Raw genomic sequence first — 19,114 nt, 5'->3', positions numbered from 1 at the left:
AAGTTAAACACAAGTCTTAGGCTCAGCTAGCCTTCCCTTGCCACTTACTGGACTCATTGATGCTCCGAGGAAGTTGCCCCGATGAGATCTCCTGGTGTAGGCATGGATCTCACTTGCTTTACGGTCCAATCAAGCTGATGCTTCAGACCATCAGCCTCCATGAGCCCGACATGAGCGTCAATGCGATCCAAACCAAACTCCGAGACACCCCGCACAAACCAGGCGTGTATCTGATGAAAGACCGACTGGGCTCAATCATTTATGTAGGTAAGGCCAGAAACCTCAAAAAACGAGTCAGCAGTTACTTTATGCCCTCCCGAAAAATGCGGGCTGATCTGAAAACCCGGGCCCTCATCGACAGCATCACCGACTTCGATTTACAAATCGTCCGAAACGAACAAGAGGCTCTGATCCTGGAAAGCAAACTCATCAAACAGTACCGCCCGCGCTATAACGTCAGCCTACGTGATGACAAACGGTTTTACATGGTCAAACTGCAATGGGATGTTCCACTTCCCCGCTTTGTTCTCACGCGGCTCAAAAAAGACGATGGAGCCCGCTACTTTGGTCCCTTTGTCCATTCAAGCGCCTTAAAAGCCACACTGGAATGGATCAACCGTGAGTTTGGCCTGCGCACCTGCCGCCCCCGCATCCCCGGAGAAAAAGATTACCGCCATTGCCACGCGGATGTGATTCGGAAATGCGCGGCCCCCTGCATTGGTAAGGTCTCGGAAACCGAGTACCGGAAGCGGGTCGAAGAGGCCGTAGCCCTGCTCGATGGAAAGGGACGGGGCAGTCGACTCCAGTCGCTGCGCGATGCCATGGCCAAGGCGGCAGAAAACCTGCAGTTTGAAAAAGCGGCAAAGCTGCGCGATATCATCAGCAATCTGGAAAAGACACTGAGCCCCACCCGTAGCTTCACCCGAGGGCATCAATTACCAAGCACCATCAACCCCAAGGAAGACCTCGCAGAACTCCAGCAAGCCCTCGGCCTGCCGGACAAACTGCACATCATGGAATGTTTTGATATTTCCAACGTCTCCAGCAACCACATCGTAGCCTCGATGGTCCGCTTCATCGACGGCAGCCCGAACAACCAAGGGTATCGCCGCTATCGAATCAAAACCGTACAGGGGCAAGATGATTTTGCCAGCATGGCGGAGGTGATCCGTCGCCGCTACTCCCGTATCCTCTCTGAAAACAACAGCCCGAGCAGCGAAACATCCCAGGAGTCGCCACTGGAGGCCCTCCGCCGACTGGCCCGGGAAGGCAAATCTCCCCTTCACCTGCCCGACCTCGTGATCGTCGATGGGGGTAAGGGCCAACTGGGTATGGCGGTAAAAGAATTGCGAGCTCTCGGCCTGCACGACCTGCCGGTGATCGGACTTGCCAAACAGCACGAAGAAATTTACCGCCCCGGCATCTCTGAGCCGCTGTGTCTGCCTCACGACACCGGAGCCCTGAAACTCCTGCAGCGCATCCGGGATGAAGCCCACCGCTTCGCAAACAACTACAACGAACTGCTGCTGCGTCGCCGCGTCAGGGAAAGCCTGCTGGACCAGTGCCCCGGTATGTCCCCGAAGCGGAAAGAGGCGCTCTTGCGGCGCTTTGGATCGGTCAAACGTATCCGTAAAGCCAGCATCAAGGAGCTCGAATCCGTCCCCGGCATTGGCAAAAAATCAGCCAGTCAAATGCATTCCTGGTTGCATGAGCAAGGGTGAAACCTCAGAATGCTAGACAGCCATGATTGCCCGCGCCCTCCACCTCTTCACCTTCATAACGCTCCTTTTCTGCGCATTCACGCCATCGGCAAATGCCCAGCAAGCAAAGATAGGGTTCCAATGGAGATCTGTCGAGCTCAGGGGGAAAGCATACATCCCACTCGAACAAATCAAATCCTTCTACCAACTTCAGGAAAGCAAGCGAAAGAACCAAACACTCACTCTGGAGAACCGTAGAACCCAGATCGAGATCACCATCGGAGAACAAAAAATCCGCATCAACCGGGCGACCTTTTATCTCAGTGAACCGGTGATCGAATCAGCCGATACCATTCACCTCTCAGCCTTGGACCTTCGAAGCCTGATCGACCCGGTCATGCGTCCAGCCAAAGTCGCCCGCGACCAGATCTTCAATACCGTAGTGCTCGACCCCGGACATGGAGGAAAAGATCGCGGATCGGCCAAACAAGAAGCCTCGCTCACACTTTCGCTTGCAGAAAAAACCCGCGAACTCCTCGTCAATCAAGGCTACCGCGTGGTTATGACCCGAACGGAAGATCAATTCGTCTCCCTGGGCGAGCGCGTCAGAATTGCCCAAGCGGAAGCCAACGCCATTCTGCTCTCAATCCATTTCAACGCGGGTCAGAAAAACACCCATGGGCTGGAAACATATATCATCAGCGCCAGAGAACCCCACCCCGCCGCCGCATCCAGCGTCACGCTGGCAACCGCCGTCCACTCTCGCAGCCTGCTGTATCTCAACGACCCAATGTATGGAAACCAGTTTCAAATCGTGGACCGAGGTATCAAACACGCCAAATTCAGTTTACTCAAAGGGGTAAGCCATCCCGCCATCCTGATCGAAGCCGGGTTTCTCACGCATGAAGAGGAAGCGGCCAAGATCCACTCCGAGGCTTATCAAAACGCCCTGGCCAAAAGCTTTGTCAGGGGAATCGAGGTCTACAGGGCCTCGATCCAAAAGAAGCCATAACATATGGCAGCATCTAGGCTGGCAGGTCCGATTGAGAGCCGCTTGGCTCCCCTCCGACACGGATGCCGCATCTGAGATGGGTTCCATGTAGTATAGCCGCTCGTCCGATCCGCTAGTCCGACGCGTGCTCAAGTGCGCGCTGTTTCATCTGGGTGGCCATCAGATTCAGGGCGTTCGCCCGGGTCGGCGCCAGATGCTCTTTCAAGCCAGTCTGATCGATGAAGCCCATGTCAGCCTGTAAAATGGCATCGGGAGTCTCACCGTCCAGGACTCGAATAAAAAGGGCAATCATACCCTTGGTAATCAGGGAGTCGGAATCCGCCCTGTACTGCATTCGTCCGTCCGTATAGCTGGCATCGAGCCAGACCTGGGACTGGCATCCCTTGATCAGCTTGTCAGACGTCTGCTGGTCCTGAGGCATCGCAGAAAGTTGTTTTCCCAGACCGATCACATACTCATAGCGTTCGGTCCAGTCCTGGAAAAAGCCAAGCTCTTCCAGCAACTCCTGCGTTTTGGCCTCAATGCTCATCACTCAGGACCCCAATTAGGAAGCTTGTTGAATGACAGGAAGGATCCGTGCGACCTTTTCCTTCATTTCCTTGCCGGGTTTGAATTTAACCACGGCACGTGGTGGGATCTTCATGTCGAGTCCCGGATTTTTCGGGTTCCGACCGATCTTTCCTTTCATTTCGCGCACTTGGAACGAGCCAAAATTGCGGATCACCACGGTGTTGCCATCGGCAAGCTCCGTTGTCACTGTGCTCAGAAAACTTTCAAGTACCTCCAGGACCTGAGCCTGGCCCATGTTGGTTTTGTTGCTAATTTGTGTAACCAGATCGCGTTTTGTAATCGTGTCCATGAAATGAATAAGGGTGTGAGATATTCAATAGCCGTGAGAGGCGGATTGCTGCGCACTGGAAAACCACAGACACGCGTCATTGTCCCGCAAAAAATACCTTAATTTTTGGCATCATGAGTAGTCGCCCCCAAGACGAATCTCGATCTGCCCCAGTAAACGCTCGATTTCCGGGACCTCTACCCCAAGCGCCTGAGCCCGACGAAAGGGTTCACGCCAGATGGCATCCACCTCTACCTGGCGGCCTTCGACAAAATCAATCATACTCGACGGTCGATATGCTTTCATCGTGCGGGTCACCTCCACTTGCTGGTCAATAAAGTGATCTTCGATTTCATGGCCCAGCGCCGCAGCCACCGCCTGAACCTCATGCATGATCTTGCGAATACGCCCTTCCATTCCGGAAGTTTCGAGCAAGGTCTGGGTATCCACGCCGCCCTCGGAGATGGCTAATCCATTGAATGGAATGTTCCATACCAGCTTCATCCACTGTGCGTGCTCCAGGTTCGCCACACCCCGGCAATCGATTCCTCCGTGCCGAAGCTGGGACACCACGGCCTCAAGTTTCTCACTCCCAGCCGACGGCACATCCGACGGCTGATCCGCTTGATACTTACCCACTCGCACCTGCCCCGACGCCGTATGGCGGATTTCGCCGGGAGCCACCCGGTTGGAGCAAATAAAGCAAAGCCCACCGAACACACGCTGGGGACCAAACAGATCGGCTAGCAACTCACAGTTTCCGAGACCATTCTGCAAGGTCAGCACCAGTGTCTCATCGTGAAGCAGAGGGCTGATGACCTCTTCATACAGATGGTTGGAGGTTGTTTTCCAAGCCATCAAAACCAAATCCACCGGGCCAAGCTCACGGGTATCCCGAACACACTGCACGTCCGGCAAATGAAAATCGCCGGCCACACTCTGGACATTCAGCCCATGTTGCCGGACATGCTCGTAATCACTGCGCAGTAAAAAAGTCACATCCTGTCCAGCCTGGGCCAGACGAGCCCCGTAGTAGCCACCAACCGCTCCAGCACCAACCACTGCGATCCGCTTGAATGGCTGCAGCTCCGAATTCTCCTCGCTCTTCTCCGTCATCACTCGTTTTTCCTATGATTCAGCTCAACGTGTCCGAAATACCAGCCTCCAAGGCAAGGCACATTTGTTTGATTTCCTCAGAATCAATACACAAGGGAGGCATCAACACAACCGTATCCAATACCGGCCGGGTCAACAATCCATGCTCACGCGCGGCCTCACAAATGTTCGCCCCCACCCGCCGGGTGTATGGAAACGGCTCTCCCGATGCCTGACGCAGCTCCACGCCGGCAACCATGCCACACTGGCGGACCGCATGAATATTTGAGCATCGCTGCTGCATCTCGGTAAGCAAGTCGCCTAGCAGCCGAACCTTTTCAGGAAGTTGCGCCAAGGTCTGCTCCTGCTCAAACACATCCAGACTGGCTAAGGCCGCGGCACATCCAAGAGGATTGGCGGTGTAGCTGTGGCCGTAATAAAACGCCCGCTCAGCACCACCGAGAAAAGCCTCGTAAATAGCCTCGCGGGTCAAAGTAGCGGCCAGCGGCATGTATCCTCCGGTGATCCCCTTCGCACAACAAAGAAAATCCGGTATCACCTCTTCCTGCTGACAAGCAAACATACTCCCGGTCCGACCAAAACCGGTCATCACTTCGTCCAAGATCAAATGCACCCCGTGCCGGTCACACCATTCCCGTAACTGCCGGAGCATTCCATTCGGCCAAACATGGATCTGGTTGACCCCTTGCACGAGGGGCTCGATCACGACGGCCGCAGTCCGGGCGATCTGCGCCTCATCCAGTGCCTCCAAACCCTCGATCCCTTGTAGATGGTGCACGGGAAAGCCAAATTGACGGAATCGCTCGAAGAAAGAGCTTACCCCACCTAAGGAAGCCGCCCCCATGGTGTCGCCGTGATAACATTGGTCAAAGGCAAGAAACTCGGTGCGCTCAGGCGCTCCGGTCTGCATCCGGAACTGAATCTCCATCTTGATCGCACACTCAACCGCCGTGGACCCGTCGTCCGAAAAAAACACGCGGGAAAGCTCGCCGGAGGGAAACAATCCACACAATCGCCCGGCAAGTTCGCTCGCACGCGGGTTGGCAAACCCCAGATAACTGGTGTGCGCAACTTGCTCCAACTGGCGGACAATCGCCTCATTGATGACCGGATGCCGGTGACCATGGATATTGGTCCAAATCGAAGCATTGCCGTCGATATACCGACGGCCTTCGGAATCGGTCAACCAAACCCCGTCACCTTCAACAAGGACCAGAGGATCGCCATCGCACCACTGGTCCTGGCGAGTGAACGGATGCCAGCAATGCGCTTTGTCCGCTGCGACCCAGGCTCGTGTCGATGGCTTCATCTTAATCAAACAGTCTCGCGTTGCCCGGCAAGGCCAGACAACAAGCTTACATTCGTTCCGGCACTTCAATTCCGAGAAGACCCAAGCCTTTCACCAGCACCTGGCTGGTCAAATCACAAAGCACCAAGCGCGTGTTCTGGGTCGCTCCCTCCGATTTCAACACCGGACAAGCCTCAAAAAAGGAATGAAATGCCCGGGCTAACTCAAGCAGGTAGTTTGCCAGAAGGTTCGGACGAAAATCATCGAGTAAGGAGGGCACCACCTCACCAAACCGAACGAGCATCCGTGCCAGATGCACCTCGGCATCCGCTTCGATCCGGAGCTCGCCCAAATCAAGTTTCACCCCTTCGTCCAGCTTACTGAAAATCGAGCGCACCCGGACACAACTGTATTGCAGATAAGGCGCGGTATCCCCCTGCAGGGCCAGCATCCGATCCCAGCAGAATACGTAATCCGTCATCCGATGCTGGGAAAGTTCGGCAAACTTTACCGCACCCAGTCCGACAATCGACGCCACCTTGTCTTTCTCCTCGCCGGACAAGTCCGGGTTTTTCTCTTCGATGGCTTTGGCGGCCCGTTCAACGGCCTCATCCAAGACATCAATCAGCTGCACATTGTCACCGCTGCGGGTTTTCATCAGCTTACGGTCCTCACCCAGAATCGAACCAAATGCCACATGGTGCATGCTCGGGTTCTGCCCGCGCATCCGGGTGGCTTCGAAGATCTGTTGGAAGTGCAACTGCTGTGGTGCTCCGACAACGTACCAGATCTGGTCCGCCTGCCATTCCTCAACCCGGAAATCAATCGTCGCCAAGTCCGTTGTGGCATAGAGGAACCCACCATCCGCCTTACGGATAATCGTTGGCTTGTCCTTCAGCTTGGCCTCACCGTCGAAGAACACACAAATCGCCCCTTCACTCTCGCGAGCGACCCCTTGCTCCAACATGTCATCCACGAGTGGTGCCAGGCGCTCATTGTAATAACTCTCACCATACCAGTAGTCGAACTGCACATCCAGGCGGTCATAAATCCCCTGCAACCCTTGTTTGGATAGCTCCACGCAGCGTTCCCAGATTTTCAAATTGTCCGCATCCCCCCCCTGCAGCTTGACCAACTCCTGCTTGCAGATCTCACGAATGGACTCGTCCTCACCGCACTGCGCATTCACCGTCCGGTACACGCGCAATAGCTCAGTCACCGGATCGGCCTCGAGCGCCTGCTCATCCAGAACGGTTTTCCAGCCGTGGATAATCATGCCAAACTGAGTCCCCCAGTCTCCAATGTGATTGTCGGTAATCACCGTATGCCCGAGAAAACGAGCAATCCGGGCCAGACTATCACCAATAATCGTCGACCGAATATGGCCAACGTGCATCGGTTTGGCCACATTGGGTGCCGAAAAATCCAAGACCACCGTCTGTAGCGGCGACGCCAAAGGCACCCCGAGGCGTTCATCTTTGCCCAAAGAGGAAACCGCGCTCCCCCAGGCACTCATGGTCACCGTAAAATTAATAAAACCCGGACCTGCAATCGAACACTCGGCCAAATCATCTATCTGCATCGCCTCGACCACTTTGGTCGCCAACTCCCGGGGATTGGTTCTCACCCGTTTGGCCAGCACCATCGCAGCATTCGTTTGATAATCCCCGAATCGCAAATCGGCCGAAGCTTCGACCTTCGCTTGAAAGCCCTCGGGCAATTCCACTCCCACGGATTCCAGGGCACCGATGAGCGCGCGTTCCAATTGTTCAATGATCATATCTACTCAATATCAAAAATTCTTCGAAAAAACTTATGCCCACCGGGCCTCGTCGCGGGTTTCTTAAACAGGATTACCTCGATAAACGAGGTTTTTTATTCTTCCACCACCACACAAACCGCCACAATCGACCCTCTTTCGGCATAGCCGCCGGCCTTGTTCAAAGGAGTCCGGTAAGAGTCCTTACTGCTCACAGTGGGTCCGCGATGGCCGGGACGCAAAAATATCCAGAACCTCCTCAATGGATGGAGCCTCTCCCAAGCGCTGCCTCACCTCACAGTTGTTAAACATCTTGGCAATCGCCGCCAAGGTCTGCAAATGCATGTTGTAATCCTTCTGCGGCACAATAAACAACACGATGAAATTGACAGGTGCATGGTCGATTGACTCAAACTCAACCCCCTCTTTCGAACGAGCAAAACAGGCAATCACCCGGTCAATCGATTCAGAAAAAGCATGAGGAATCGCAACCCCATAACCAATCCCCGTGCTAATCTGCTGCTCGCGCTCATACAATGCATCGAACACCTCCTGCCTCATGTCCGCCGCCAACAGATCCTTGGCAATCAGATGGTCCAGAATGCCGTTGATCGCCTCAACACACACCTCCGCCTCCAAGTCGAGAATCACTTGGTCGGGAGTCAAAAGACTGGCTAGTTTCATGAATAATGGGATCGGATGAATCAAGACCCTGGATCACCCGACAACAATCCATGTGCGCATGCTTTCACATCCACAGGTGGATCCATCATCCGGAAAAACAAAAGTCTATTGGGGAATCGTTCATGTTTCTTCATCCGGCTCATCTGAGAAAGCCGCCTGAACAAACAGGAATGAGCCATCTCAATAACCCCAAGTAACAAATCATGCAAGCCCTAATCAAGATCCGCACATGATCAGCAGCCATCGAAACGAAGGCTTCCAAACAAAAAATCGCCCGGCCCTGCCACATGGCAACACCGGACGAATCTATGATTTTTAACCGCTTTCCGCTCCTACTTTCGACGACGGAACACAAGCGCCAACCCACCAAGACCCAGCAGGGCCAGTGAGGACGGCTCGGGGACGGCAGCTAGGGAAGCGTCCAAAACAGCGGGGTCTGAGATACCTCCATCAGTATCAAACACAAATCCATCAATCAACAAGCCATCTTCCCGGGCTCGGATGGTAAAATCTGAAACTCCGGCAGGGAGGTCATAAATTGGAGCCAAAACTCCTGAAGTATCTCCCGTCTCTCCAACAAAGGTTCCCGCATTCGTATTGACCCAGCGATATGTCAAATTGTTCCCATTCGATAAATTATTAATCTCAACCGTGGGGCTCCCCATGGTCTCATAATCACTCTGGGTTGGAACAAACATACTATCATCTCCACTGCTGGGTGCAAACACCCTGATATATAACGTATAGTTTGTCGCTGTGGTGACATTCAAGGAATAGGTGGCCGTAGCCGCATATGAATTATCACTCGCAGTGATAGCTGAACCTCCGGAGGCGTTAGCATCCACCACTGTGTTGAAAGTGGGACTTCCTGATACAGAAGCGAAATCCTCTGCTTCAAATGCAATAGTCGCAGCCTGAGACAGACCACCCCCTGCAGCTATCGCTGCCAGTATCAATGTTGTTTTTTTCATGAGTATTGCTGTTAATGTTAACCACCTTCTTTGCATGGTACACCGAAAGATGACACGATATGCTTCGCAAAAAATGCGAAGACACGTGCCATCCTTCAAAAAAAGCAGCCTACGTCAACCTGTTTTTATTAACAGGGGGTGTATTTTTTGTAAAACACACCCCCATTCCTACAATTTCTGCCGATATCGGGCAAACTTCGAGAAAAAATTGACGCGTTTATGACAAAATCCACCCTCAATCATTTCCCATTGAGGGCGAATCAATCAGCATCACTCAAGAATTTGCCGCGCCTACTTGCGACGGCGGAAAATCAATGCGACACCGGCCAGACCGATGAGAGCAGAAGAAGAGGGTTCCGGTACCACAGCTGCTGTAAGCTGGGCGGAAGTCACTACCTCGCCAGTATCGACAAAGGCATAAGCGTCAATCCAAAGCTCTTCCCTGTGCCCCACTTGGAAGGTCTCGACTCCTGTCGCAGTAGTAAATGTGCCCACCGGCTCATCCTGTGTCACCTGTCCAGAAAACTTCACCCAGTTCCAAGTATCATTGGTAATTTCGACCGACTCAGGGTTCACATAGCTATTACTGTTCTCATTCAAACCATTCACACGAGTCCATTGAGCGTTATCACCCAACACTTTGATTCCAAATCCTTCGCCAATGAAAATACTATCCACTCCAGCGGAATTACCTCCATTTTCATCCACACGTATCCGAACATAAAGGTCGTAAGTTGTAGCAGCATCAAGTGCTACGGTGTAAGTGGCCACCTGATTTGCAGAAGTTGGGCTGTCACCCGTTGCATTAGACGAAGTCACATAGGCACCACCAATGGCTCCAGGATTCAATTCTCCGGCGTCGGAAACTCCCGTGATCCAGTTCGATCCGAGCAGCCCGTCCTCTGCTGAGAATGCTACAATGGCAGCCTGACTCATAGCCGTCGTAGCCGCGAGAGCGACCAAGCTTGTTGTAATGTTTTTCATGATATTGTTATGTTTGAGTGTCCCTTCTATTTGGGGAGTTTACCGGAAGGAAGAACGGCAGAACCTCACAGCTCATGTGAAGATACGTAAACAATCTAAATTTAGGCTGAAGAGTCAACGCCAATTCACGTATAAATGCGTCATTTTTAGTTAACACTAGATCATCTGTCAATAATCCGAAAAAGCGTTTACTCATTCACCTTTTTCCACGGTCATCGCCCAGTCCCCAAAGCCGAGAATCACACTGAGCCCCTGGGGCGGGCTTGGCTCGGCTTGCGCATCTGAAGGCCTGACTCCGGTGGTGGCGGACACCACATCCCCCGGCGAATCCGACTCGTCTATTTCGGCCTGATCCTCCTCTTCATCAAGCGGCGCATCCGTATCGGATTTCAGAGCGAGTGCTGAATCCAGCTCTTCCGAATTGATTTTTTGACCACTGGGAACCCAGGCCAAGGCATCGATATGCAGCTCTTCCCGATGTCCGATTTGGAACGTCACCTCTCCACCCGGGCTGACATACGGGGGGACGGCAACATCTTTATCCACCTGCCCTGAGAATCGGACCCAACTCCAAACACCATTTTTAATTTCCTCCCCGACAGCATTCACATAGGAGTTGGCCCCATCCTGCAACTCATTGATTTTCAACCATGCATTATTATCATCCAGAGACATTTCACCAAACTTTGCAGGCAAAAACACACTATCCACAGCTTGGGGATTCTCTGAATCCACGCGTATCCGCATGAACAAATCATATCGCCCCTGAGCGAGTTCCACCTTGTAGGTCGCCACTTGCTCGGAAGAAACCGGACGGTCCCCGGTCAACTTCCCCGATGTGACATAACGACCATCCAAAGCCTCATCATCATCAACGACCACAAATCCTCCCCCCAACTTACCCCGCTCTGCATCCACGGCCACCACTCCCGCCACAGCAGCAGGCACAACCAGGATCGACATCAATAACATTATGGAGCGCACATTCATCTTAAGCATTCAATCAACAAATAACAAAACGGTAGCGGAAGGGGTAGTGGAAACCGGTAAAGGAAGCGGAAGCGGTTTAAACCATCAGGGGACAAAGGACCGGGTCGCGCTCATCGCGACACTGGCTCATCATCTCTTTCCGAACAAAAACAAGATGACAAAGGCATACAACAAATCAACCATTTTTTATAGAAAAGCGTCATTTTTACTCCCATTATCCAAATTTAACAAGGTCCGGATCAGGTGGGTGGCACTCAATCATTATACCCCCACACCTGATCCGCATCGATCCAGCCTACCTTCCTTCTCGATGAAAGACAAAACGATGGATTATTTCAGTATAAAGCCAGCCCAATCCGCATGATCGGAATTGCTTCCATTCTTTCCACCATCATTGACAATCAACTTCAGTTCCTTCACCCCCTGAAGCGATAACTCGACCCGTTCGGGGCCCTCATTCCCCTCGATTAACTTCGACGTATAAATGGCTTTGCCGTCGGCATGCACCTCAAATTTCACGGATCCTCCGTCACCGGCGGTTTCGCCGACGCCGATGTAGCCGGACATCGCTCTGTATTTCTCATCCAAAGCAAACACCAGTTCACTCTGAGCGTGCACGGCAATGCCCTTGCGCCATTGCTGGTCTCCTATGCTCAGTGGAATACTGAACAAGCTCTTATCCCGACCGATATGGTTAAAACCATTTCGCAAGGATTTGATCTCCAAATCAGAGAGGCACACCACCCCGACCTGAAAACACTCAAGTCTCTCGATGGTTTTTCCAGCCGCCGTGATCACACGCTTGATCTCAAGCTCGGTTTCGGCGGGCGTATTTCCAGCCACACTGAAATCAAAGGAAAACTCGCGACTGGCACCAGGTTCTACAGGATCAATCGTGAGCTCTGTCTGCTTGAGTTTGACATACGGCTGACTCGATTCAGGAACCGAGAGAGCAAGCTTGAGCGGGCTCGATGCCAACTCCCCTTCATTGTGCACTAGGTAGCTCACTCGACTCATTTTACCGGCGGCCACCATCGGCACCTTTTTACCCTGCGTCTGGGTCCGAAGGTAGGAGACCCTGATTTTCGCCTGCTGCAATGAACAACGTTTTTTCATGCGGGCAATCATCGATTTCCCATCGGACACGGTAAAAAACAGATCAAAGGAATCCTCCAAGCGCCATCCCTCAAGCACTTTGAGCACGACCTTCGCCTGCTTGCTCGCCCCAGCCTCAATCCGCCCCAGAGCATCATGCCCTTTGACCAAGTCAATCAATTCATGTTTGCCATCGCCTCGTTTTGCAAGCGACACCGCCAGAACCGTTCCCTCAGCAGAGGCCACGGAGGCATCGTTTGTCACATCCACCAGCAGCTCCACTTCCTGATACGGCGGCATCTGCAATCGCTTGGAATCATTCGGATTCACCTTCGCACCTCCGGCGAACTTCATGGAAAATGCCGCACGAGGCAAGGTCTTGGAAAACTTCCGCTCGATACGGTGAGCTCCCGACTGATCCGCAAAACTTGCCTGCACACTGATAGGCAGGCGGGTGTCCGCAGGGGCCTCCTCGGAAACCAAAAGATCAAAACGAACACTGGCCTCTTTACCCGCAGGCAAGGAAAAGGCCCCGCCCCCTTTGTTGGCTGTCACTTTGACAAAGGGACTGCGAACCACACACTGGATCTGCGTCTGCAAGGCTGACTCTGTTCCCCGGTTGGCAAAAGGAACCGTCACGCTGGTCGTCTTACCCGGCTCAAACGTCCCCTCCCATGTCATTTCTCCAAAAAATAAACAAGGAGCTGAAGCCTTACAGACTCGCGCATCCACCCAGTTGACATAGGCATTCCCATCTCCTTCCGTAATCAGCTTCAAGCGTTTTTTCCCCCGCACATCAACAAGCACCTGTGCCCGTTCACCCTGACCAAGTTTTTCGCTCTGATAGAGTTCGTTCCAATCTCCACCGCCCTCCTTAGAACCCATCACCTTAAAGCAAACGACCTCATGCCGAACCTCGCCTTTACGGTTCAAGCGGGCGTCATGGCCGACCTCGGCAGCAAACAAGGCATAGTCATCCAAGAGAGGAACCTCGATCGTGGATGAGCCCGTCGTTCCGATGCCTCGGTCAATAACCTGCCCATCCATCACCATGGTGTAATGGCCCGGATTACAGTCCCTCTTGACTTTCCCCTCAGGCGAAACACTCCCCCATTCAAGATCCGTCAGGCTGGTCCACCTCCCGTCATCCACGGTGGCAACCACATGTTGTTTACCGGGTGCCAGTGTGACATCCACATAGGAAAGCGATTTCCCATTGCGCATCGACGATGTTGCCTTTTGCTTCTTTCCGTCGACAAGCAATTCTTTATGTTGCCCATAAAACCGGGCACGCCACGTCAAGGCCGCCCCACTTACATTTTTTACGCTTGTTTGCTTATTTCCTTCGTGCCGGACCGTCAACTCGTTCTGCCCACCCGGCGCATGCTTGCTTCCGACAGGGAAATGCTGAACCTCCACCCACGGAACTTCCGCGACCAACATGGGCAAGGTGCAGACTCTTCGTTCAATGGCATCACCTTCAAGTCCCATCATACCGGAAATGATATTGTTTACTCCGGTGTATGCCACCTCCGGATACTTATCCTTGGTTCCTAACGAATGAGCCAACCAATGCCAACCCATGGCAGCGCGCCCATGCAAGTACATGAACTCGGGATAGTACGTTCTGGCCTCAATATTGATCCCATTCTGGTATGTCGAAGCATGCACAAAATCAATGTAATCCTCCATCGGAACCCCTAGATCCTGACCGATAAACTTCAGCGGAATAAAAAAACTATTCTCACGGCCAAAATCTGTCGGTCTGGATTCTTCGTTCACCATGCTGGCACCAGTATGACTGTGCTGCCAATGGGTTCTGGTAATCCCCCGCACATACCTCTGTGTTGTTTGTGAATACCAATCCGTCTGAAACACCTTCAACAAGGCATTCGCTTTTTGCTGGAACGCTTTGGCTCCATCCGAATCCCCACGCGCTTCCAGTATGGAGGCATAGGCCAACGTTGCCCGATACTGCGATCCAAACGCATCAGCAGCCGACTTCAATTTCTCCTGCTCAAATTCGAAATACGAAGTATGGATCCCCTTGTTGACCGGTATATCGGCAACCCCGTCATCATCTTCACAATAATGCTGGTCGACAAAATCCGTCATCGCAAAGGAATAAAAATCAAACAACACGGGGTCGTCAATCCAGCGGCGGTCGCCACTCAAGCGATACTGTTCGTATGCCCGGTGAACCAACTCAAACACCGCTGGCAATTCATCAAAGCGAGAATTTTTCTCCCCCCAGAATTTAAACGACCAAGCTGGAAAATAATTCTTACTCTCATCCTTCACCAAGGACCCGGCAAAGAGCTTGAACATCGTCAAATTCTCCTCATCCAACCCCAACAAATGACCTCCTGCCGCTTGATGGTAGATATCCCGCGCAAAAAATGCCGGATCATGGGCATAAGAACCCCAATAACAAGGAACATGCACGGGGCGGTTGGGTGTCGACTTGTGCGTCTGAACCAGATCAATCGAACGAGCTTTCGCCCAGTCGAACCACTCGACCAACTCCTGGTTACCAGATTCGAGTCGTAGCTTGCTCGAGGTCTTCTTTTCCTCTTCGAGCGCGAGCAATGGCGTGGATGTTGCTATAGCGCAACTGGCAATCGTGGCCCAACGGGCCACATGAATTGGGATCATCATCGTGTGTTTTTGGGTGTGATTATACAACTCTGGCAAAAAGCCAGAGAACCATTTTGCAGCAGAGTCGTTAGACACCTACGACAAAGAAAAAGATTAAACGTTCTACCTCTCGATCACTTGCAAGCCACCTAAGCGAATATCTGAAACCTTGCCAAATTCGGGGGGACCCAAGTGAAAATACAAATCCGATGCCGTCAGATCGGCAAAATAAACATAGTGTCCGGGCTTACCGGTATTTGAACACAAGAACGTTCGATCTTTCGAATCCTGCCTGGTGAATGATCGGATTTGACCTTCATAAGGGTTGCCAGACACCTTAACTCCACTCACAAGATCAGAGGCTAACAATTTAGTTCTATCAGAGTCACCCCAAACGTCTACCCGGCTGATGGGTTGTTGTGAACCGTCCTGTTGATTTTCATCAAGCACATACTCCATGTACAACACCAGATCGTAACGTTTGAACCCCGATGCGTTCAAGCCTTGCAGAGAAAACGAAAGCTCCTTCCCCTCAAGGTTACTGCTCATCAGCAACAAGGAACCATCAGTATCCGGCTTGGGAGAGTTACGCCGGTTGGTGAGCCGGGGTGCCTGCCACGTCAAGGTCACCGACCCAGCCCGGCTACCATCCGCCAGTTGAAGCCCCTTCACCTGCCCGTCGAGAACCTTACCATGCTCGGCCCGTTGGTTTTGGTGACTAACATTATTCCAATGGGTCTGCGTAACAGCATCAAGACCAGCCGAACGGTTGGATGGAATCTGGTACTCATTGCCGGTGTAAAAATTAACCGCCATCACCTTGGCCCCATTGCGAAGGGGCAAAATGACTGACGGTGCTGTGTTGGGTTTCAGCCCCAGCTTTTTCAGTTCCGGTGTATAGATCTCATTGACGTAGCCATCATATCGAATCCTGAACGTTTGAAGGTTTTCCTCGACCACAGGTTTCGATTGTTCCTTGCTATACTCTCTGGCTGACTTTTGAAGCCGGGCGAGATACAGTTCACGGTCACGGGATAGCCGCTCACGCCTCCGGTTCCGATCATCCGCCTGATCCTCTGCTTTAAGCACAGGCTTTGGCCCCTGATCCTGCTCAGCATCAGCCGATTCTTTTTTTCCACAACTGGAAAAACAACAAAGACCAATGAGTAATCCTATATACTGGGAACGGTGCATCTTCTTAACGGGTAATAATTTCTTCAGCACAAATAATCACAGAAAGGTCGGTTTCACCTGGGCCATTCTGTTGCCGGACCAGCACCTTGTTGAATCCACGGTGGAATCGCACCTTGCTATAGCTTTCATTCAGAGCCCAGTCCGACATCGTATCTTCTTCGATCACCACCTGGTCATTCACCCATACCTTGGCCGTATCGTCCGCGGCAACTGAGAGAACCATCTCGGTATCTTCCTCAAAATACAACTCCGTGTAGAGAAAATAAGCCGAGTCCCTCCATTGTGGATCCATCGCCATCAAAACACTATCGAATTGTTTGAACTTCCAGACCAACCGCTCTCCATCCTGACCTTCACCATAATCAGCCTCGAGATCAATTTCATGTTCCGGAGGAAATTGCACGCGGTAATCAACGCGACCATCTGCCCATGGCGCTTTCCATGGCCCGATCACATACCAGGTATCAATGTAAAACCACCCCTTACGCAAACTTTCCTTTGAAAAACGACGGGCTGGCAATATATCCCGAAGCTGCTCGTGGGAGAAATGATACTTGGCACTGGCTACGGCATCCCGCCACTTCATGTTTGTTTGATTCCACGTCCCTCCCGACTGCAAACGCAGAGGATCATCCGGACCGCTACGGGCTTTTCCTCCGAAGCCTTCACCCCGTTTACCCTGGCCTGTGCCGGAACCAAAGCCACCTTTTCCCCCGCCGCCCATGGCAGCGGCGATAGCTGCAGCTCGCATGGCAGGGTCTGACATCCGCTCATTGCGGTTGATGCTTCGTGCCGCTTGCTGAATCCCCTTCATCGCATCCTTGGTGAAATTAGCAAAATCATCCATGGTTTCCCCCTCGGGATTGGCTTCCGTATTATTGGATTTCGGCGTCGACGGAGTTTGACCGTCGAGCTTGTTCTTCTGATAATCTGTTAGCTTCTTGCTCGCCAGTGAATCATTGAAAGGCATGTTCTTTTCCTTGGCATCTTCGGCCGCCTTGATATCCGTATGTAAATCATTGGCATGAGCCGCGAGATCCTGGCTGAGGTCGTGCAGTTCTTTGATACTCAGCTCATCCAGAGGGCGCGTTTCAGAACGCATCGGATTCGTCTCACTATCAGCCAACCCCTCGGTCATTTCACTGGTATCATTCTCTGCCAATTTTTCCAAATTCTTGGCAACATCCTCGGCAGCCATCGACGCCTGTTCGGCATCTTGTTTCGGTTCACCCGACTCGGCTTTCTTCGATGCCTCATCCAGCCGTTTGGCCAGATCTTCGGCTTTATCTGAAAGGTCCTTCAACTCTTCCTCATTTGCGGGCTTGCCGCTCGGGTCAGTAGGGTTCTCTTCTTTGGCAACTTTTTCGAGTTCCTTCTCAATGTCGTCCACCAACTCTCTGGCCTCCCGGTCGAGATCCGTCGCCTCTTGACTGGAGTCTTTGTTATTAAAAGTATGCGCCTTATCCTCGAGCACTTCGGCGACCTCTTTGATCCTTTCGATCATGTCCTCTTTCGGGTCGCGAAGGTCCTGTAAATCATCCATGCGCTGACGTTCGATTTGTTCAAGATTGGCCACCTGGCGCTGCATCTTCTTGATCTCGGTAATCATGCGCTTTTTCAGCTGACTCTTCTTCTTTTTCACCACCTTGTCCTTCAACTCCTTGGGCATCTGCCGAGGTTTCTTTTTGGTGATTTTCTTTTTCTTCGGCTTACTCAGTTCACTATCGCTGCTCTGTTCTTGCTTCGGAACTTTTAACAAGGTGCTCAGCAAATCAGGATAAATGCTGAGGGTAATCGAAACGGAGATCACCAACAACAAACATATCGCCATCGCCAAGCGCCGGCGACGTGCATAAATCTTCTCCAAGGCCCTATCTATGGAATCCACTATCATGATCTCTAATTGTGTTATTGGTTATAAAATTCATCGTAGGTCCGAACAGCCAGGTTTCGCATGCCAATGAATTGGCAAATGTCCAAAACCTCGACCACACGGAATGCAGGACACTCGGTATCCGCATCGAGTCGGATCTGATGATCCGGCCCGTTCATCATATAAATATCCTTGAGCACAACCCTCAGGTCGTTCAAGTCAGAGGGGACACCGTCGATATGAACTTCGCCTACGGCGTTCAATCCAATCACCGTGTTTTTATCATCAGCCGCAAGCTCCAAAGCTGAAGTTGAAACCGGCAAATCAATCGAAATATCCCGGTTATCCTTCTTCAGCATGGTGGTCAGCAGAAAGAAGATCAGCAACAAAAAGACACAGTCGATCAATGGCGACAAGGACACTTCAAATTCTTCTTCGTCTTGGTCAGAAATACGCATGGTTTCGGTTCTTTAAGTTGATCCCCTAATTGGAATATCGAAGCATCTTCTTCGATGATTGTTCATCGAGCAAACGCAGGCTAACGTTATCAAATTGCTTTTCTTGAAACAAATCCAGCAACTCAACAATCAAAGCAAATCGAGTTTCCCGCGGCACATCCAAGCGGATGGGAGCACCAGCCGGATGCACAGCCCCTAGCTCGGTAAGATAATCCGGAAGTGTCTGCCTGATTTTTTTGTAAGTCACCCGACCAATGTTCGTTTGCCGGGCCCCCAGCGTATAAAAATTTCCGCGAGGCCCCATGGCCACCACCTGAATTTCAGGGGTGGGCTCTTTCGATGAGCTCAAGTTCATATCCGGCATATTCACCGGAATCTGCTTTTCCTTCTTCTTCAACATCGTCGTGGCAAGAAAAAACACGAGCAAGAGGAAGACACAGTCAATCAATGGAGACATACTCACTTCTGGAGATTCCTCCTTACTTCGTTTTCCACGGCGATGGCGACGTCTCATA

General features: G+C 52.1%; 17 protein-coding genes. 3 read left to right on the top strand and 14 right to left on the bottom strand.

Annotation, left to right across the window (positions count from 1 at the left end; genetic code table 11):
* The first annotated feature begins 137 nt into the window (after positions 1 to 137).
* Together HW115_RS13765 and HW115_RS13760 are read left to right on the top strand one after the other, a co-directional pair.
* Positions 138 to 1,721: an excinuclease ABC subunit UvrC gene (locus HW115_RS13765; RefSeq protein WP_227021526.1), complete on the top strand. Its 1,584-nt coding sequence runs from the start codon at positions 138 to 140 to the stop codon at positions 1,719 to 1,721.
* A gap of 22 nt (positions 1,722 to 1,743) precedes the next feature.
* Positions 1,744 to 2,712, top strand: a complete 969-nt coding sequence (locus tag HW115_RS13760) for an N-acetylmuramoyl-L-alanine amidase family protein (protein WP_178933484.1) — start codon at positions 1,744 to 1,746, stop codon at positions 2,710 to 2,712.
* A gap of 112 nt (positions 2,713 to 2,824) precedes the next feature.
* Here the strand turns inward: HW115_RS13760 and HW115_RS13755 are convergent, their stop codons facing one another.
* The 9 genes from HW115_RS13755 to HW115_RS13715 form a co-directional block, all read right to left on the bottom strand.
* Entirely contained in the window at positions 2,825 to 3,241 is a 417-nt protein-coding gene (locus tag HW115_RS13755) for a SufE family protein (protein ID WP_178933483.1), read from the bottom strand.
* 15 nt (positions 3,242 to 3,256) lie between these two features.
* A complete protein-coding gene (locus HW115_RS13750) occupies positions 3,257 to 3,571 on the bottom strand; it encodes an HU family DNA-binding protein (RefSeq protein ID WP_178933482.1) in 315 nt (104 codons plus the stop codon).
* A gap of 111 nt (positions 3,572 to 3,682) precedes the next feature.
* On the bottom strand, positions 3,683 to 4,666 hold the full coding sequence (locus HW115_RS13745; RefSeq protein ID WP_178933481.1) for a 2-dehydropantoate 2-reductase: 984 nt from the start codon (positions 4,664 to 4,666) through the stop codon (positions 3,683 to 3,685).
* 19 nt (positions 4,667 to 4,685) lie between these two features.
* Positions 4,686 to 5,975, bottom strand: coding sequence for an adenosylmethionine--8-amino-7-oxononanoate transaminase (gene bioA / locus HW115_RS13740; RefSeq protein ID WP_178933480.1), 1,290 nt, complete (start codon positions 5,973 to 5,975; stop codon positions 4,686 to 4,688).
* 46 nt (positions 5,976 to 6,021) lie between these two features.
* Complete coding sequence (gene argS / locus HW115_RS13735; protein WP_178933479.1) at positions 6,022 to 7,734, bottom strand: arginine--tRNA ligase; 1,713 nt, start codon at positions 7,732 to 7,734, stop codon at positions 6,022 to 6,024.
* A gap of 183 nt (positions 7,735 to 7,917) precedes the next feature.
* Positions 7,918 to 8,397, bottom strand: a complete 480-nt coding sequence (locus HW115_RS13730; RefSeq protein ID WP_178933478.1) for a PTS sugar transporter subunit IIA — start codon at positions 8,395 to 8,397, stop codon at positions 7,918 to 7,920.
* A gap of 332 nt (positions 8,398 to 8,729) precedes the next feature.
* The gene (locus tag HW115_RS13725; RefSeq protein WP_178933477.1) at positions 8,730 to 9,368 is read right to left on the bottom strand and encodes a PEP-CTERM sorting domain-containing protein; all 639 of its coding nucleotides are present in this window, start codon (positions 9,366 to 9,368) and stop codon (positions 8,730 to 8,732) included.
* Between the two features lie 291 nt (positions 9,369 to 9,659).
* Complete coding sequence (locus tag HW115_RS13720) at positions 9,660 to 10,352, bottom strand: PEP-CTERM sorting domain-containing protein (RefSeq protein WP_178933476.1); 693 nt, start codon at positions 10,350 to 10,352, stop codon at positions 9,660 to 9,662.
* 192 nt (positions 10,353 to 10,544) lie between these two features.
* The gene (locus HW115_RS13715) at positions 10,545 to 11,336 is read right to left on the bottom strand and encodes a hypothetical protein (protein ID WP_178933475.1); all 792 of its coding nucleotides are present in this window, start codon (positions 11,334 to 11,336) and stop codon (positions 10,545 to 10,547) included.
* Here HW115_RS13715 and HW115_RS13710 point away from each other — a divergent pair.
* Positions 11,326 to 11,706, top strand: a complete 381-nt coding sequence (locus tag HW115_RS13710; RefSeq protein WP_178933474.1) for a hypothetical protein — start codon at positions 11,326 to 11,328, stop codon at positions 11,704 to 11,706. The genes HW115_RS13715 and HW115_RS13710 overlap by 11 nt on opposite strands.
* Here HW115_RS13710 and HW115_RS13705 read toward each other — a convergent pair.
* The 5 genes from HW115_RS13705 to HW115_RS13685 form a co-directional block, all read right to left on the bottom strand.
* On the bottom strand, positions 11,673 to 15,095 hold the full coding sequence (locus HW115_RS13705; RefSeq protein WP_178933473.1) for an NPCBM/NEW2 domain-containing protein: 3,423 nt from the start codon (positions 15,093 to 15,095) through the stop codon (positions 11,673 to 11,675). The two genes, HW115_RS13710 and HW115_RS13705, sit on opposite strands and share 34 nt — an antisense overlap.
* Before the next feature lie 102 nt (positions 15,096 to 15,197).
* Entirely contained in the window at positions 15,198 to 16,268 is a 1,071-nt protein-coding gene (locus tag HW115_RS13700) for a hypothetical protein (RefSeq protein WP_227021525.1), read from the bottom strand.
* Between the two features lie 4 nt (positions 16,269 to 16,272).
* On the bottom strand, positions 16,273 to 18,135 hold the full coding sequence (locus HW115_RS13695) for a hypothetical protein (RefSeq protein ID WP_178933471.1): 1,863 nt from the start codon (positions 18,133 to 18,135) through the stop codon (positions 16,273 to 16,275).
* A gap of 41 nt (positions 18,136 to 18,176) precedes the next feature.
* Positions 18,177 to 18,599, bottom strand: a complete 423-nt coding sequence (locus HW115_RS13690; protein WP_178933470.1) for an ExbD/TolR family protein — start codon at positions 18,597 to 18,599, stop codon at positions 18,177 to 18,179.
* Positions 18,600 to 18,624: 25 nt separating this feature from the next.
* On the bottom strand, positions 18,625 to 19,113 hold the full coding sequence (locus HW115_RS13685; protein ID WP_178933469.1) for an ExbD/TolR family protein: 489 nt from the start codon (positions 19,111 to 19,113) through the stop codon (positions 18,625 to 18,627).
* Between the last annotated feature and the right edge of the window lies 1 nt (position 19,114).

The sequence above is a fragment of the Oceaniferula marina genome, assembly GCF_013391475.1.
Lineage (GTDB): Bacteria > Verrucomicrobiota > Verrucomicrobiia > Verrucomicrobiales > Akkermansiaceae > Oceaniferula > Oceaniferula marina.
This window is presented reverse-complemented; position numbering and strand designations above follow the sequence as displayed.

Coding starts and splice junctions, on each gene's coding strand:
- HW115_RS13755 (WP_178933483.1), bottom strand. CDS start 3,241: ATGAGCATTGAGGCCAAAACGCAGGAGTTGCTGGAAGAGCTTGGCTTT.
- HW115_RS13690 (WP_178933470.1), bottom strand. CDS start 18,599: ATGCGTATTTCTGACCAAGACGAAGAAGAATTTGAAGTGTCCTTGTCG.
- HW115_RS13750 (WP_178933482.1), bottom strand. CDS start 3,571: ATGGACACGATTACAAAACGCGATCTGGTTACACAAATTAGCAACAAA.
- HW115_RS13745 (WP_178933481.1), bottom strand. CDS start 4,666: ATGACGGAGAAGAGCGAGGAGAATTCGGAGCTGCAGCCATTCAAGCGG.
- HW115_RS13725 (WP_178933477.1), bottom strand. CDS start 9,368: ATGAAAAAAACAACATTGATACTGGCAGCGATAGCTGCAGGGGGTGGT.
- HW115_RS13700 (WP_227021525.1), bottom strand. CDS start 16,268: ATGCACCGTTCCCAGTATATAGGATTACTCATTGGTCTTTGTTGTTTT.
- argS (WP_178933479.1), bottom strand. CDS start 7,734: ATGATCATTGAACAATTGGAACGCGCGCTCATCGGTGCCCTGGAATCC.
- HW115_RS13730 (WP_178933478.1), bottom strand. CDS start 8,397: ATGAAACTAGCCAGTCTTTTGACTCCCGACCAAGTGATTCTCGACTTG.
- HW115_RS13705 (WP_178933473.1), bottom strand. CDS start 15,095: ATGATGATCCCAATTCATGTGGCCCGTTGGGCCACGATTGCCAGTTGC.
- HW115_RS13710 (WP_178933474.1), top strand. CDS start 11,326: ATGGAGCGCACATTCATCTTAAGCATTCAATCAACAAATAACAAAACG.
- HW115_RS13765 (WP_227021526.1), top strand. CDS start 138: ATGCTTCAGACCATCAGCCTCCATGAGCCCGACATGAGCGTCAATGCG.
- HW115_RS13685 (WP_178933469.1), bottom strand. CDS start 19,113: ATGAGACGTCGCCATCGCCGTGGAAAACGAAGTAAGGAGGAATCTCCA.
- bioA (WP_178933480.1), bottom strand. CDS start 5,975: ATGAAGCCATCGACACGAGCCTGGGTCGCAGCGGACAAAGCGCATTGC.
- HW115_RS13720 (WP_178933476.1), bottom strand. CDS start 10,352: ATGAAAAACATTACAACAAGCTTGGTCGCTCTCGCGGCTACGACGGCT.
- HW115_RS13760 (WP_178933484.1), top strand. CDS start 1,744: ATGATTGCCCGCGCCCTCCACCTCTTCACCTTCATAACGCTCCTTTTC.